The organism is Bradyrhizobium iriomotense (assembly GCF_018130765.1).
In the GTDB taxonomy this organism is placed as follows: domain Bacteria; phylum Pseudomonadota; class Alphaproteobacteria; order Rhizobiales; family Xanthobacteraceae; genus Bradyrhizobium; species Bradyrhizobium iriomotense_A.
In genome coordinates this window covers 84296-97559 of the sequence record NZ_JAFCJZ010000022.1, presented here as the reverse complement: position 1 = coordinate 97559, position 13264 = coordinate 84296, and the positions used below count along the sequence as shown (strand labels likewise).

At 65.0% G+C, this 13264-nt stretch carries 14 protein-coding genes; 5 read left to right on the top strand and 9 right to left on the bottom strand.

Annotated elements, in window-relative coordinates; translation table 11 throughout:
- Nucleotides 1-43 precede the first annotated feature (43 nt).
- Together JQ635_RS30555 and JQ635_RS30550 are read right to left on the bottom strand one after the other, a co-directional pair.
- Nucleotides 44-1720: a mucoidy inhibitor MuiA family protein gene (locus tag JQ635_RS30555; protein ID WP_211413502.1), complete on the bottom strand. Its 1677-nt coding sequence runs from the start codon at nucleotides 1718-1720 to the stop codon at nucleotides 44-46.
- Nucleotides 1721-1891: 171 nt separating this feature from the next.
- The gene (locus JQ635_RS30550) at nucleotides 1892-2512 is read right to left on the bottom strand and encodes a response regulator transcription factor (protein ID WP_211413501.1); all 621 of its coding nucleotides are present in this window, start codon (nucleotides 2510-2512) and stop codon (nucleotides 1892-1894) included.
- A gap of 200 nt (nucleotides 2513-2712) precedes the next feature.
- Here JQ635_RS30550 and JQ635_RS30545 point away from each other — a divergent pair, with 200 nt between their 5' ends.
- The gene (locus tag JQ635_RS30545; RefSeq protein ID WP_211413500.1) at nucleotides 2713-3750 is read left to right on the top strand and encodes an AraC family transcriptional regulator; all 1038 of its coding nucleotides are present in this window, start codon (nucleotides 2713-2715) and stop codon (nucleotides 3748-3750) included.
- Nucleotides 3751-3758: 8 nt separating this feature from the next.
- Here JQ635_RS30545 and JQ635_RS30540 read toward each other — a convergent pair whose 3' ends face one another.
- Complete coding sequence (locus JQ635_RS30540; RefSeq protein ID WP_211413499.1) at nucleotides 3759-4076, bottom strand: antibiotic biosynthesis monooxygenase family protein; 318 nt, start codon at nucleotides 4074-4076, stop codon at nucleotides 3759-3761.
- 105 nt (nucleotides 4077-4181) lie between these two features.
- Nucleotides 4182-5393: an NnrS family protein gene (locus tag JQ635_RS30535; protein ID WP_211413498.1), complete on the bottom strand. Its 1212-nt coding sequence runs from the start codon at nucleotides 5391-5393 to the stop codon at nucleotides 4182-4184.
- Nucleotides 5394-5522: 129 nt separating this feature from the next.
- Between JQ635_RS30535 and JQ635_RS30530 the strand changes: the two genes are divergently transcribed.
- A complete protein-coding gene (locus JQ635_RS30530; protein ID WP_211413497.1) occupies nucleotides 5523-6233 on the top strand; it encodes a Crp/Fnr family transcriptional regulator in 711 nt (236 codons plus the stop codon).
- Nucleotides 6234-6339: 106 nt separating this feature from the next.
- On the opposite strand, the gene JQ635_RS30525 is transcribed toward JQ635_RS30530, so the two are convergent.
- Entirely contained in the window at nucleotides 6340-6537 is a 198-nt protein-coding gene (locus tag JQ635_RS30525; RefSeq protein ID WP_011089822.1) for a DUF1858 domain-containing protein, read from the bottom strand.
- A gap of 265 nt (nucleotides 6538-6802) precedes the next feature.
- Nucleotides 6803-8155 (bottom strand): oxygen-independent coproporphyrinogen III oxidase, encoded by a 1353-nt coding sequence (gene hemN, locus JQ635_RS30520; protein ID WP_211413496.1) that lies wholly within the window; start codon nucleotides 8153-8155, stop codon nucleotides 6803-6805.
- Nucleotides 8156-8314: 159 nt separating this feature from the next.
- On the opposite strand from hemN, the gene JQ635_RS30515 reads away from it, so the two are divergent.
- From JQ635_RS30515 to JQ635_RS30505, 3 genes are all read left to right on the top strand, one after another.
- Nucleotides 8315-8521, top strand: a complete 207-nt coding sequence (locus JQ635_RS30515) for a hypothetical protein (RefSeq protein WP_211413495.1) — start codon at nucleotides 8315-8317, stop codon at nucleotides 8519-8521.
- Between the two features lie 239 nt (nucleotides 8522-8760).
- A complete protein-coding gene (gene nirK / locus JQ635_RS30510; RefSeq protein ID WP_211413494.1) occupies nucleotides 8761-9855 on the top strand; it encodes a copper-containing nitrite reductase in 1095 nt (364 codons plus the stop codon).
- 53 nt (nucleotides 9856-9908) lie between these two features.
- The gene (locus JQ635_RS30505; protein WP_211413493.1) at nucleotides 9909-10784 is read left to right on the top strand and encodes an SUMF1/EgtB/PvdO family nonheme iron enzyme; all 876 of its coding nucleotides are present in this window, start codon (nucleotides 9909-9911) and stop codon (nucleotides 10782-10784) included.
- A gap of 91 nt (nucleotides 10785-10875) precedes the next feature.
- Here JQ635_RS30505 and JQ635_RS30500 read toward each other — a convergent pair whose 3' ends face one another.
- The 3 genes from JQ635_RS30500 to JQ635_RS30490 all read right to left on the bottom strand — a co-directional run bounded on the left by JQ635_RS30500 (nucleotide 10876) and on the right by JQ635_RS30490 (nucleotide 12959).
- Nucleotides 10876-11511 (bottom strand): GNAT family N-acetyltransferase, encoded by a 636-nt coding sequence (locus JQ635_RS30500; protein WP_211413492.1) that lies wholly within the window; start codon nucleotides 11509-11511, stop codon nucleotides 10876-10878.
- Between the two features lie 21 nt (nucleotides 11512-11532).
- A complete protein-coding gene (locus tag JQ635_RS30495; protein ID WP_211413491.1) occupies nucleotides 11533-12183 on the bottom strand; it encodes a 3-oxoacid CoA-transferase subunit B in 651 nt (216 codons plus the stop codon).
- Nucleotides 12184-12251: 68 nt separating this feature from the next.
- A complete protein-coding gene (locus tag JQ635_RS30490; protein ID WP_080139270.1) occupies nucleotides 12252-12959 on the bottom strand; it encodes a CoA transferase subunit A in 708 nt (235 codons plus the stop codon).
- Nucleotides 12960-13264: the final 305 nt, after the last annotated feature.

Here is a 13264-nt window from a genome sequence, read left to right as displayed (position 1 = left end):
CAAGCGGGAGAGGGAGCGCACTTCCCTTGTGGCGCGACCGGCCCTACCCCGCCGGCACAATCACCATGCTCTTGTCCTTCGGCCAGCGGATGCGCCAGGCGAAGTTGATGTCCCGGGCTTCACCCGGCTTGGCGTCGAACGACCATTCCAGCACGCCGCGCTTGTCGCGGATGTTGCTGGCGGTCGGCTGCGTGCTCGACGGCAGCATCTCGACGACGATGTCCTCGTTCTCGCTGACCGGCAGCTGGTCCTCGATCGCAACCTTGATCGGGAAGTCGTGGCCGTTGCGGATCGTGGTCTTGAACGAACGCTCGTCGGTCTTCGACGTCGTGACCAAGAGGCCCGCCGAGCCTTCGTTGCGCTTGAGCACGGCGCGCTCGATCTTGATCTTGTCGTCGGCACCGAAGCCGAGCCGCACGATGTCGTCCTTGGCCGAGGCAGAAATCTTGCCGCGGCCGACGAAGACGCCGTCGCGATAGATCGCGACCTTGCCCGGCAACAGCGTGGTGTCGTCGGTCTGCTTGAAGCTGGCTTCGAGGAAGGCGGTGGGATCCATCACCGGTGCCGCGCGCACCGCGAGATCGGCGGGCACGCTCATCGAGGCGATGCGCAAGCTCTTGGCGCCCTCGGCGGCGCCGAGGCTGACGCGGCCGGGGATTTTGAACGTCGCCTGGAAGTCGCCGATCTCGGCAACGGCCTGCTGCTCGTCGGCGCGCTCGCGCAGCTCACCCGCCTCGGCGGCCTTGGACATGGGCTCGTACGAGCGCTGCCGAACAATTGGCGCAGGCCGCGCCAGATCCGAGGCCGTGCCGAGCGCCATGGGCCTCGGCGGTTGCGGATATTGCGCGACCAACGAGTTCAGCTCCGGCGCGCTGCCGCCTCGGCTGATGCGGACGGTGGAGACGCCCAGCGTCACGTTCGACCAGTCCTCGCCAGTCGATTGCGTGATCTCGGCGCGGCGGACCAGCTCGAGCTGCGGCTTGCGGTCCTTGGCGCCGGTGTCGAGCCGGGCGTCATAGAGCGGCAGCCAGCGCGCATTGCGCACATTATAAGTCACCCGCAGCGTCGCCTTGGTCGCGGCGGTCGCCGCGATGTCCATGCGGACCTCGAGCTTGCTCGGCGGCTTGGCCTTGCGTTCGACATCGAGCTGGGCGATCTGCCGGTCGATCTCGCGCATCTTGCGCGTGGCGTCACGGATTGCGGTATCGGCGCTCGAAATTTCCTCGCCGACAGCAGCAAAGGCCGTGCGCCATTCGGCAATCGGCCGCGCCTCGCCCTTCTCGCCGATGCCCACGGGGGACGCTTCCGCAAAATGCTCCGCAAACTTGCGCCGTGCATTGGCCGAGTCGATCGCGCCCTGCAGGTCGGCGCGCTGGTCGTTCAGCGCCTCGATGCGCTTGTCCAGCTCGGGCAGATTGACCGGCGCAGCACGCGGCGGCCGCGCGTCAATCGTGCCGATGGTGAGTTTTGTGCCCCCCTCCCCCTCGACGCGGATGGAGGACGTATCGAGACCGAGCGGAAAGTCCTTGGCCACCAGCGTCGAGTCACCGGACGGCAAATCGACCGTGATGACGCGGGTGACGGTGGCGCCATCGGGGTAAACGGTGACGGTGTCGATCGCCGAATTGGCGTCCAGATCGGCGGCCCATGACGGCGACGACGCCGCCATGGTCACAAGAACCAGGCTCGTCGTTGCCAAACATCTTGCGGTGATGCGCATAAAGTCCCTCCTGCCGTATCGCCGCGCCGCCAGCCGGACGCGCGATCAAAATGCCTCGCCAACATGGTTGGACGCGGCAGCGAAGGAACTGGTTCGATTGGGGTTTCCGTGGGGCGCCGCTGCGGCGGCACCATGGCCACGGAACGTATCATCGCCCCGCGGCGGAGGCCGTCAAACCTGAGCGGGCGAGCCCTGGCCGAAGATGCGGCGGAGCAGATCGGTCACGTTCTTGGCGCCGGCCTTCTTCAGGATGCTGGCGCGGTAGCCTTCGACCGTCCTTGCGCTCAGATGCATGCGGCGGGCGATCTCCTTGTTGGTGAGACCGGCGGCAAGATGCTCGAGCACGTCGCCTTCGCGCCCGGTCAGGGGCTCGCAGCCGGGCAGCCAACGCTGCCGGTTCGCGCCGGGCTGCGCGACCTCGTCGATGGCGGCATCGATCCGGCCAACAATGTCGTGGGTGCGGAACGGCTTCTCGATGAAGTCGGTCGCGCCGCTCTTGATCGCGTCGACCGCCATGGCGATGCTGCCGTTCGCCGACGTCACCAGGACCGGCGCCATGCAATTCTCCTCGCGCAGCCGCTTGAGCACGTCGAGGGCCGAGCGATCCGGCGGCATCTCCAGCAGCACACAGGCCGGCATCCGCGCCTTGGCCTCCGAGAGCAGGGACGCCCCGTCGGCGAAGCAGATCACGTTATAGGCGCTCTGTTGGAGCGCGATGGAAAGTTGTTCGCGGGAGGCGGCGTCAGTGTCGATGACGAATACCTCGCCCTTGGAAAGCATGTTTCCCGGCATATCCCGATCCAGCAATGTCTTGGTCAAATGGTCCGAGACGGCCGGGGGCCCCGTCGCGCCCCGCCGTCATACGCACGGCATTCACGCCCGTGCTTCGGTTTCCCTTATGTATGTTCCATCCTGTTCCCGGATTTGACGGATCGGGACAGAAACTTTACATTTCGGGACATCTGCGGGAATGGCTGACAGGAACGGTTCGCATGACCGACCTCATTCGCAGCGCAGGCTTGAGCTATTACCCGGAGGTCGCCCGGTCAGTTGGGCTCGACCCCAGGCAGATGATGCGCAAGGTCAGGCTGCCGCTGGCCGTGCTGGATAAGCCCGATACGCCGATTGCAGTGACCAGCCTGCGCCGTCTGCTCGAATTGTCGGCAGAGGCGTCGGGTGCCGAAGATTTTGGCCTGCGCCTCGCCGAGCGCGGCGGGCTCACCAATTTCGGCGCGGTTGGCCTGATCGTGCGCGAACAAGCGACCGTCGGTGAAGCCATCAAAGCGTTCTCGCGCTTCATCCATGTCCATCACGACGGCATGAAGCTCGACGTCACCAGCGACAAGCAGACGGTGAAAGTCACGCTGCACCTGCGCGGCCGGCAGCCGACCGCGCCGCGGCAATCGATCGATATGGCGCTCGGCAGCGTTCACCGCATCATCCAGTCGCTGTTCGGCAGCGATTGGCGGCCGCAGGAAGTACGCCTGCACTATCCGCCACCGCACGATCGCAAGCGCTACCGCGACTTCTTCGGCTGCCGGGTGACCTTCAATGCGGATGACGATTCGATCCTGCTGTCGGCGCACGACATGGAGCGCCGCATCCCGAGCGCGCATCCCCTCATCGCCAATTACCTGCGCAAGCGGATCGAGGCGATCGAAACGCGGCCGGCAAGCTGGGAGGAGAAGGTCGACGAAGTCGTGCGGACCCTGCTCGCCAGCGGCGATTGCACGGTCGAGCGCGTGGCCGAGCATCTCGCCTGCACTCGCCGCACCATCCATCGCCACCTCGCTGCATCAGGCACCAGCTTCTCGGCCATCCTCGACGCGCAGCGCGCCGATCTCGTGATCCAGCTGATCGACGATCCCGACCGGCCGCTGGCCGATATCGCCGCGCAGCTCGGCTTCTCCGCGCAAAGCGCGATGGCGCGGTGGTTCCGTGGTCGCTTCGGCTGCACCATCACCGCATGGCGCAAGGGCATGCGGCCGCTGGCAAAGCCGGACACCGTCCCCTCGGCGACTGCGGCCTAGCACTCAAATCATGCGTGCTCGAAGGGGCCGACCTCGCGGATGACCTTGCAAATCTGCAGGAGGCCGCTGGCATAGAATTCGGCATGCCCCCGTTTCATCGCCTCGATATGTTCCGGATGAGTGCGCCAGGCTTCGAGTGCCGCCTCGGACGCAAAGCGAAACACGGTCAGCTCCTCGCCATCGTCGGCCTTGAACGACTTGATCGACAGAAAGCCCGGAAGACTGCTGACAATGTTGTACATGCGCCCGCCCAGTCGATCGTATTCCTCAAGCGAGACGCCATCTCGCAAATTCAGGCCGCCAATCACAACGACTTCGCCGATCATTTTCGATCCATTCCTCAATCGCGTTTCCACGCCAGGCTGACAGCAGGCGTACCTCGACTGATAGTTTCGGATCGATGACGGCACTTGTTACGCCGGCACCATAATTTAGCGTGCCGGGGCCGGCACGCCCATGATGGCGAGCGCGCGCCAGCGGCTGCCGGCGAGCAGCGGGCCGAATGCGACGGCAAAGCCGAGGAATGCCGCAACCCAGCCGAAGGCCGCGACGTGCAGCAGCACGTCGCTATGCGCGGGCACGACCACTGCGCAGACCCGCGCCAGCGCCGCGACCACGATCGCGACATAGATGGCTTGCGTCGCCGGGGACGCCGTCAGCGCCTGCCCGGTGTGACCGAGGCTCGCACGCGTCATCACCGCGAGCGTCATGGTTCCGGCCGCGCCGGCCATCCAGGCATGAATGCCGGCGCTCGGCGGCAGTTCGCCGAAGGCGGCCAGGGCATTCAGGATGAAGCCGAATGGCACGAAGACGTAACCGACATGCAGGATCAGCAGCAGCCGCTCGCGCGTGGTGCGGTCGCCGGCCCAGCGTGCAAGCCGAACCAGATGCAGCACGCCGACCACGGCCATCACAGCGCCGGTGATCATGTTCAGCGGTGCCACGATCCACGCGATCAGCGCCAGCGCGCTCAATCCGATCACCACGCCGTCAAAACGTCCGAACGGCACCGGCAGGCGTCCGGGATTGAACTTGACCAGCCAGTTGCGGGTGAAGCTCGGAATGATGCGGCCGCCAATCAGCGCGATCAGCAGCATCACGACACTGACGCCGACGCGGATGCTGACATCGGCCGCGCCTTGGTAATGCGCTTCGAGATGGAAGCCGACATTGCCGGCCAGCAGCATGAGCACCAGCACCACCACCGGCAGGTTGCGCCAGTTGCCGCCCGCGATGATCTCGCGCGTCGCAGCGGCGACGACCAGCGCCAGGAAGGCCGCGTCGATGCCAAGCGCGAAGGCCCATCCGATATCGGCCGACAAGGTCACTGCAAGGCGTCCGGCCAGCCAGACCACCAGCAGCGCGCCGAGCGAGGTCCCCTGGATCGGCAGCCGCCCGGTCCAGTTCGGGATCGCCGTGAACAGGAACCCGGTGATGACAGCCGGCAGGAAGCCGTAGAGCATCTCGTGGACGTGCCAGTCGCGGGGCGCGAAGGCTGAGGTCACCGACAATTCACCGTAGAATATCGGCAGCCAGGCCAGAATCGACAGCCCGGCCTGGATCGCGGCGAGCAGGAAAAAGGGCCGAAAACTGTTCGCAAACAGCGGCCAGCCCGCAAAATTGCGGGATCGGGCGCCAGCCATGGGGCAACTCCTGTCAATTCAGACTGTTGCTTGGAAAAATACTGCCGTCCCGGGCGGCCGGTTTTGCGCTATCGCAAATTGCAGGACGATTGCAGGTGCCATCACACTCCGGAGCGCCAAGGAGGCAGAATGGCCAAGGTCGACACATCGCTGGTTGCGCATTTGCCGCTGTTTGCCGGGGTCACGCCGGAAGCCCTGGACGAGATCCTGCGCGAGGCCCGTTCGGCGCGCTACCCGAAGAACACCGCCATCTTCGAGCAGGGCGCAGACGCGCAGTCGTTCTTCCTGCTGCTGCACGGCCATGTCCGCGCGGCCAAGACCACCCCGACCGGCGAGCAGATCGTGGTGCGCTATGTCGCCCCCGGCGAGACGTTCGGGCTCGCGATGGCGATCGGCGCCGCGCGCTATCCCGCAACCGCGATGGCGGTCGACGACAGCGTGGTGCTGATCTGGCCGACCTCGGCCTGGCCGCGGCTGGTCGAGCGGTTTCCCTCGCTCGCCGCCAATACGCTGCAGACCGTCGGCACGCGGCTGCAGGAGAGCCACACCCGCATCCTGGAAATGTCGACCCAGCAGGTCGAGCAGCGCATTGCTCATGCGCTGCTGCGCCTCGCCAAACAGTCCGGCAAGAAGCTCGACCAGGGTATCGAGATCGACTTCCCGATCAGCCGCCAGGACATTGCGCAGATGACCGGCACCACGCTGCACACCGTGAGCCGCATTCTCAGCGGCTGGGAGAGCCAGGGTCTCGTCGAGAGCGGCCGTCAGCGCATCATCCTGCGCGAACCGCACAAGATCGTCGTGCTGGCGGAACGGACTCCCGACAGCGGCGCGGCGTGAGCGCCGCTCCGCTGTCTCAAGATAGGGGTGAGGGCGCTTCCGCTTACGGCAGAAGCTCAACCCTCACCCGGGAATCCGCACGCGCCCGCGCGAACTCCGGATCGTCTCACGCCGGCACGCAGTCGCAGAGTGCGGCGAGGAATTTGTCGCGGTCGATGCCGTGCTCGCGGCAGGCGTCTTCCACCGTGTGGAAGGTTGCGATCGGGCAGCCGACGCAGGCCAGCCTGAAAGCAAGAAACACGCGGATCGTGTGCGGCGCCGTGCGCATGATGTCATCGACCAGATCGTCGGATCCAAAAGGCATGGACAACTCCGTTCCGAAACGACGATAGCGGAGCGGACGTCGGTTTCTTTGTTGGAGCGCAAGCTGTTGCCAGTTCCTCAGCGCGTCATTCCGGGCGCGCGCAGCGCGAGCCCGGAATCCATCGTGCGACGGATGACGTACAGAAATGGATTCCGGGCTCGCGCCATCCAAGTCGGCTATTGCCGACTTGGATCTTCAAATTTGCCGAGCCCGGGTAAACCCGAGTTCGGGTGGCGCGCCCCGGAATGACAAAAAGAGCGAGTGTCTACACCGCCCTGCTGTGCAGCTGCTTTCCCGGATCCAGATGCGCGTCGAACGCGGCGGCGACGCTGCGGACCAGGAAGCGCGAGTCGTTCGCGACTGCGAGGCGGTCGCCGTCCAGCCTGACGACGCCGTCCGAGATCAGCGGCTCCAGACGCGACGCCGATTTCAGCATCGCGCCGGCCTCGACTCCATGGCGCGCGCAGATGTCGCCGAGATCGGCGCTGAACTCGCACATGATGCGCTCGATGATGTCGGCGCGCAGCCGGTCGTCGTCGGTGAGCCCGTAGCCCTTGGCGGTGGCGAGGCGGCCGCTGGTGATGCTTTGCGCATAGGCGCCGATCTGCACCTCGTTCTGCACATAGCCTTGCGGCAAGTGCCCGATGGCGCTGGCGCCGAAGCCGAGCAGAACCTCACCCTTGTCGGTGGTATAGCCCTGGAAATTGCGCCGCAGGGTCCGGTCCTCGAAGGCCACGGCCATGGCGTCGTCGGGTCGGGCGAAATGATCGAGCCCGATCTGGACGTAACCGGCCTCCTTCAGCGCATTGGCGATCGCGCAGGCCTGGTCGTGACGCGCAAGGCCGTCGGGCAGCACCGCCTCGTTGATCATGCGCTGATGCTTCTTGAAAGCCGGCACGTGCGCATAGCCGAACACCGAGAAGCGGTCGGGCGCGAGCGCGAGGCTGCGCCGCACCGTGTCCAGGCACGAGGCGACGGTCTGATGCGGCAGCCCGTAGATCAGGTCGAAATTGACTCCTGCGATGCCCGCACGCCGGAGCATCTCGACGACGGACGCCGTCTGCTCAAAACTCTGCACGCGATTGATCGCGCGCTGCACGACGGGATCGAAACTCTGCACCCCCAGGCTGGCGCGGTTGACGCCGGAGAGCCGCATGGCCTCGACCATGTCGGCGGTCAGCGTTCTCGGGTCGATCTCGACCGCGATCTCCGCCGACGGCAGCACGAAGAACGCCTGGCGCATCGCCGCCATCAACTCGGCAAAGGCCTCCGGCGCCATGATCGTCGGCGTCCCGCCGCCGAAATGGATATGCTCGACCTTGATGCGGCGGCCGATGGTTTCGGCGACCTGCGCGATCTCGCTGCGCAGCGTCCGCTGGTACGCCGCGATCAGCTCGTCGCGGCGCACGATCTGGGTATGGCAACCGCAATACCAGCACATCTCGCGGCAGAACGGCACGTGCAGATAGAGCGACGCGCTGGCTCCCGAGGGAAGCTCGGACAGCCACCGGGCATAGGTATCGGCGCCAATGGCCGGCGAGAAGTGCGGCGCGGTCGGATAGCTCGTGTAGCGCGGCAGTCTCTCTTCGCCATAGCTCGCTGCGAGATCGAATCTCATATCTTACCCATTCGTAAATCAATGCCGCGGTGTGGCGCGGCAAATCCTGGATGGCATTAGATTACCCGTTTCCGGACGAGCGACCTTGCGCTCGCTCAAAGTTCGGGCGCCGGATTTGGCCGATGATGACGTTTAATCATCGCTCCCTGGAGATAGGCCATGGCGTCGTTTGCGCTCGATCTCGTTCTCTGGCTCGCCGACATTCGCGGCCATATCCCGCGCTTCGACGATTTCCGTCCAGTCCCTGTTGCGCCCGCAACCGGTGCCGGCCACCTCGCACGGGTCCTGGCGCTCATGGCTGCCGTCTTCGCCGCGCTGTCGCTCGCGGTCTGGGGCACGGTCTGGGTGGCGATACACCTGCTCTGATCGGGTGCATCCATCCGTTCGCGAACGAATGCAGCTGAACATGCGAACGATTTGCCGCTTGCGCGGCTGACTCAGCGCGACATCATATCCCTCGCATCATCGATGCGGCTTCGGCGCACCTCTTAAGGGATTTGCCGGAGGCGAATCCGGCAGAAGCTTGTCGCAGCGCAAACACTCTTGCCGCAACAGGCGCACACTGCATCCGTCATCAAGACCATTTCAGATGAAGGATGCTTCCAATGTTCACCCGCAGAGCCGCATTGATCAGCGCCGCCGCGACCGCCCTGATGCTGGCGACACCTGCCCTGGCTGCCGACGATCTCAAACTGCCGCGTCAAAAGGTCGAGCTGGTTGCTCCGCCGTTCGTGCACGCGCACGAGCAGGCAACCAAGCAGGGCCCCAAGATCATCGAGTTCAAGCTCACGATCGAGGAGAAGAAGGTCGTCATCGACGAGAAGGGCACCACCTTCCAGGCGATGACCTTCAACGGCTCGATGCCGGGCCCGCTGATGGTCGTGCATGAGGGCGACTACGTCGAGACGACGCTGGTCAATCCTGCGACCAACACCATGCCGCACAACATCGACTTCCATTCCGCGACCGGTGCGCTCGGCGGCGGCGCGCTCACCCTGATCAATCCCGGCGAGCAGGTCGTGCTGCGCTGGAAGGCGACCAAGACCGGCGTGTTCGTCTATCACTGCGCGCCGGGCGGCCCGATGATCCCCTGGCACGTCGTCTCCGGCATGAACGGCGCCGTGATGGTGCTGCCGCGCGAGGGACTAAACGACGGTAAGGGCCACGCGCTGAAGTATGATAAGGTCTACTATATCGGCGAGCAGGACATGTACGTGCCGCGCGACGAGAAGGGCAACTTCAAGTCCTACGACTCGCCGGGCGAGGCGTTCACCGAGACCGAAGAGGTGATGAAGAAGCTGACGCCCTCCCACGTCGTGTTCAACGGCAAGGTCGGCGCACTCACCGGCAAGAACGCGCTGACCGCCAATGTCGGCGAGAACGTGCTGATCGTGCACTCGCAGGCCAATCGCGACAGCCGTCCGCACCTGATCGGCGGCCATGGCGACTATGTCTGGGAGACCGGCAAGTTCGGCAATGCGCCCGAGGTCGGGCTCGAGACCTGGTTCATCCGGGGCGGCTCGGCGGGAGCTGCGTTGTACAAATTCCAACAGCCCGGCATCTACGCCTATGTCACGCACAACCTGATCGAGGCCGCCGATCTCGGCGCCACCGCGCACTTCAAGGTCGAAGGCAAGTGGAACGACGATCTGATGATGCAGGTGAAGGCGCCTGCGGAAATACCGGCCGCCACCAACTAGACACGACAAGGGGCCGGCGAACAACCGGCCCCTTCTTCTTTCGGGGAACGACCATGCTGATCGCATTCAAGCTGAAACTGGCGCTCGCCTGCGCGGCCGGACTTGCGGGACCGCTGGCCGTTGCGCCTCTGGTTTCCGAGATGAGGACGCAGGGCGCGCAAGGCGAGCCCGCGATCATCGAAATCGCTGCCGGCAGCTTCTCCTATCGCGAGGCCGGCGATTTCACCCGTGCCGGGAAGCAGGCCGAAGCACCGCTGCGCGCATTGCGCTTCGACAGGCCGCTTCACATCATGCGCGAGCAGGTCTCCTCCTCCGACTATCAGCTCTGCGTGCAGGACGGCGCATGCCGCGCTCTCGACCGCGACGTCATGGTCGCGCCCGACCGCCCTGTCGTGCAGGTGAACTGGCACGACGCCGAGGCCTATGCCGGCTGGCTCTCACGCAAGACCGGCAAGCACTACCGCCTGCCGAGCGACGAGGAATGGGCATTCGCCGCAGGCGCCCGGTTTAGGGATGACGGCGTGGCAGTGGACGCAGACGATCCCTCAAAACGCTGGATCAGCCGCTATGAGCGTGAGTCCGAGCGCGACCTCTCCGACACGACGGCCTATCCGTTCGGCAAGTTCGGCGTGAACGAGCACGGCATCGAGGATCTCGCCGGCAATGTCTGGGAGTGGACTTCGACCTGCTTTGTGCGCTCGCGGACCGACGAGGCCGGCAAGGCCGGCCGGCCGACCGTGAATTGCGGCGTGCGCATCGCGGAAGGCGCGCACCGCGCCTATGTCACCGACTTCATCCGCGACGCCCGCGCCGGCGGCTGCGCGCAGGGCGTGCCGCCCGCCAATCTCGGCTTCCGCCTGGTGCGGGAGGAGCGGACGTGGATGGCGAACGTGTCGGCGCGCTGGGGCAAGGTGTGGGTGAGGTCGTAGCCAAGACCAAGGGCCATGTAGCCCGGGTGAGCGAAGCGACACCCTGGAAAGTAGACCCGCATGTCGCTTCGCTCATGCGGGCTACAGCATATCACATCGCGCGCGCAAACATGCGAAAACCCGGCGCGCCGATGATCGCCTCGAAGGCAGGATCGCGCTTCTCTTCCGCAAAGGCAAAACCGGCCTTGGCATAGGCGCGCTCGGCGGGCTCGTTGCCGATCAGGAACGATATCGTCGCCCGTTTGAATCCGGCCGCCCGCCCCTGATCCAGCGCGTGCGCGAGCAGTGCCTGCACGAGACCACGGCCGCCATAGGCTGGATCGGTCGCGACATGCTCGATCATCCAGTCGCCCTCGCCGCCCTGAACCCAGCAGCCGCGCGTGTAGGTGCCGCGTCGGCGGATGGCGTCGAGCTCTGACGCAGCGAGCCCGGTTTCGGCTGCGACTTCCTCGAGCGCGCGCCAGGCCGCGGGACCGGTGCCGGCCGCAGGCACGGCGCAGAGCGCCGCGCCCGGCTCACCCTCGACCTCTGCGATCCAGAACTGCGAGATGTGCCACATCGACACCGCGCGCGCTGTTGCGACGCGCGCGATGAAGTCCAGGCACTGGGCTTCGGGCCAGGCGAGCGCAACGTCAAACCAGCCGCGCGGCCGGTAACCGCGCATCGATCGCAGGATAGTCTTGGCGATGAAGCCCACGTCTTCGGGACGCGCAGACCGTATCGTCATGCGCGCCCCATTCCCGAAGCCTTACGTATTCTTCAGCGCGACGCGGAATTCGGCTTCGGTCTTGGACTTGACCTCGTCGAGCGTGACACCGTCGGCGAGTTCGATCAGGGCCATGCCGCCGTCGCCGTGCTTGTCGATGGTGAAGACGGCAAGATCGGTGACGACCATGTCGACCACGCGCTCGCCGGTCAGCGGCAGGTTGCACTTCTTCAGGAGCTTGGCGCCGTCCTTGGCCGAATGCTCCATCACCACCACGACGCGCTTGACGCCGGCGACGAGATCCATCGCGCCGCCCATGCCCTTGACCATCTTGCCGGGGATCATCCAGTTGGCGAGGTCGCCGTTCTGGGCCACCTGCATCGCGCCGAGGATCGACAGATCCATGTGGCCGCCGCGGATCATGCCGAAGGAATCCGCGCTCGAGAAATACGAGGTCGAGGGCAGCTCGCTGACGGTCTGCTTGCCGGCGTTGATCAGGTCCGCGTCCACCTCGTCCTCATAGGGGAACGGGCCCATGCCGAGCATGCCGTTCTCGCTCTGCAAGGAGACGTCCATGCCGTCGGGGATGAAGTTCGAGACCAGCGTCGGAATGCCGATGCCGAGATTGACGTAGTAGCCGTCACGCAATTCCTTTGCGGCGCGCGCAGCCATCTGTTCACGGGTCCAGGCCATTGTTGAGCTCCAGTCGATTCTCTAGCGGCGCATGATCTGATCGGAAAACCGGTGTCCACTTTTCCGGATCATGCGCTCGGGCGCGGGCGGGTGTTGCGGAATTCGATGCGCTTCTTGGCCGTGCCGACCTCGACGATGCGCTTCACGAAGATGCCGGGCGTATGGATGTGGTCGGGATTGAGTTCACCGGCCGGAACCAGATGCTCGACCTCGGCCACCGTGATCTTGGCGGCGGTCGCCATCATCGGGTTAAAGTTGCGCGCGGTCTTGCGATAGATGAGGTTGCCGGCGGTGTCGCCCTTCCAGGCGTGGACGATGGCGAGGTCGGCGAACAGGCCGCGCTCCATCAGGTACTTCTCGCCGTCGAACTCCTTCACTTCCTTGCCTTCGGCAATCAGCGTGCCGACGCCGGTCTTGGTGTAGAAGGCCGGGATGCCGGCGCCGCCGGCGCGGATGCGCTCGGCCAGCGTGCCCTGCGGGTTGAATTCGAGTTCCAGCTCGCCAGCGAGGAATTGCTGGGCGAACAGCTTGTTCTCGCCCACATAGGACGAGATCATCTTCTTGATCTGCCGGGTTTCCAGGAGGCGGCTGAGCCCGATGCCGTCGACGCCGGCATTGTTGGAGACGACCGTCAGCCCCTTGACGCCGGAATCGCGGATTGCGTCCGACAGCTCCTCGGCAATGCCGCAGAGGCCGAAGCCCCCCGACATGATCATCATGTTGTCCTTCAGAATGCCGTCGAGCGCCGACTTGGCGTCGGGATAGACCTTGTTCATGCAAAAAACCTCGACTGAACCTTCGGCTTGCAGCCGTCGCGCCTTATTGGCGGCGATTATTAGGCGAAATCCTCCAAAGCCGTCAATGATACGGGGGTTCTCGGCTCCGCGGAGCGGTGGTAGAAGCTGCCCACGCCGTGGGCAGAACCGCCCGCGGCCTTGAAAGCGACAAGAAAACCCATCAAGTTGCGGCACTTAACGCAACAGGACTTGTAACCTAACAAGACTTGTAACCTGACAAAACTTGTAGCCTAACAAACCCTGTAGCCTAACAAACCTTGGGCGTGGGGCGCGCAGGTCTCCCG

Coding starts and splice junctions, on each gene's coding strand:
- JQ635_RS30525 (WP_011089822.1), bottom strand. CDS start 6,537: ATGCCTTTTGGATCCGACGATCTGGTCGATGACATCATGCGCACGGCG.
- JQ635_RS30500 (WP_211413492.1), bottom strand. CDS start 11,511: ATGACGATACGGTCTGCGCGTCCCGAAGACGTGGGCTTCATCGCCAAG.
- JQ635_RS30550 (WP_211413501.1), bottom strand. CDS start 2,512: ATGCCGGGAAACATGCTTTCCAAGGGCGAGGTATTCGTCATCGACACT.
- JQ635_RS30545 (WP_211413500.1), top strand. CDS start 2,713: ATGACCGACCTCATTCGCAGCGCAGGCTTGAGCTATTACCCGGAGGTC.
- hemN (WP_211413496.1), bottom strand. CDS start 8,155: ATGAGATTCGATCTCGCAGCGAGCTATGGCGAAGAGAGACTGCCGCGC.
- JQ635_RS30515 (WP_211413495.1), top strand. CDS start 8,315: ATGGCGTCGTTTGCGCTCGATCTCGTTCTCTGGCTCGCCGACATTCGC.
- JQ635_RS30505 (WP_211413493.1), top strand. CDS start 9,909: ATGCTGATCGCATTCAAGCTGAAACTGGCGCTCGCCTGCGCGGCCGGA.
- JQ635_RS30535 (WP_211413498.1), bottom strand. CDS start 5,393: ATGGCTGGCGCCCGATCCCGCAATTTTGCGGGCTGGCCGCTGTTTGCG.
- JQ635_RS30490 (WP_080139270.1), bottom strand. CDS start 12,959: ATGAACAAGGTCTATCCCGACGCCAAGTCGGCGCTCGACGGCATTCTG.
- JQ635_RS30495 (WP_211413491.1), bottom strand. CDS start 12,183: ATGGCCTGGACCCGTGAACAGATGGCTGCGCGCGCCGCAAAGGAATTG.
- nirK (WP_211413494.1), top strand. CDS start 8,761: ATGTTCACCCGCAGAGCCGCATTGATCAGCGCCGCCGCGACCGCCCTG.
- JQ635_RS30555 (WP_211413502.1), bottom strand. CDS start 1,720: ATGCGCATCACCGCAAGATGTTTGGCAACGACGAGCCTGGTTCTTGTG.
- JQ635_RS30530 (WP_211413497.1), top strand. CDS start 5,523: ATGGCCAAGGTCGACACATCGCTGGTTGCGCATTTGCCGCTGTTTGCC.
- JQ635_RS30540 (WP_211413499.1), bottom strand. CDS start 4,076: ATGATCGGCGAAGTCGTTGTGATTGGCGGCCTGAATTTGCGAGATGGC.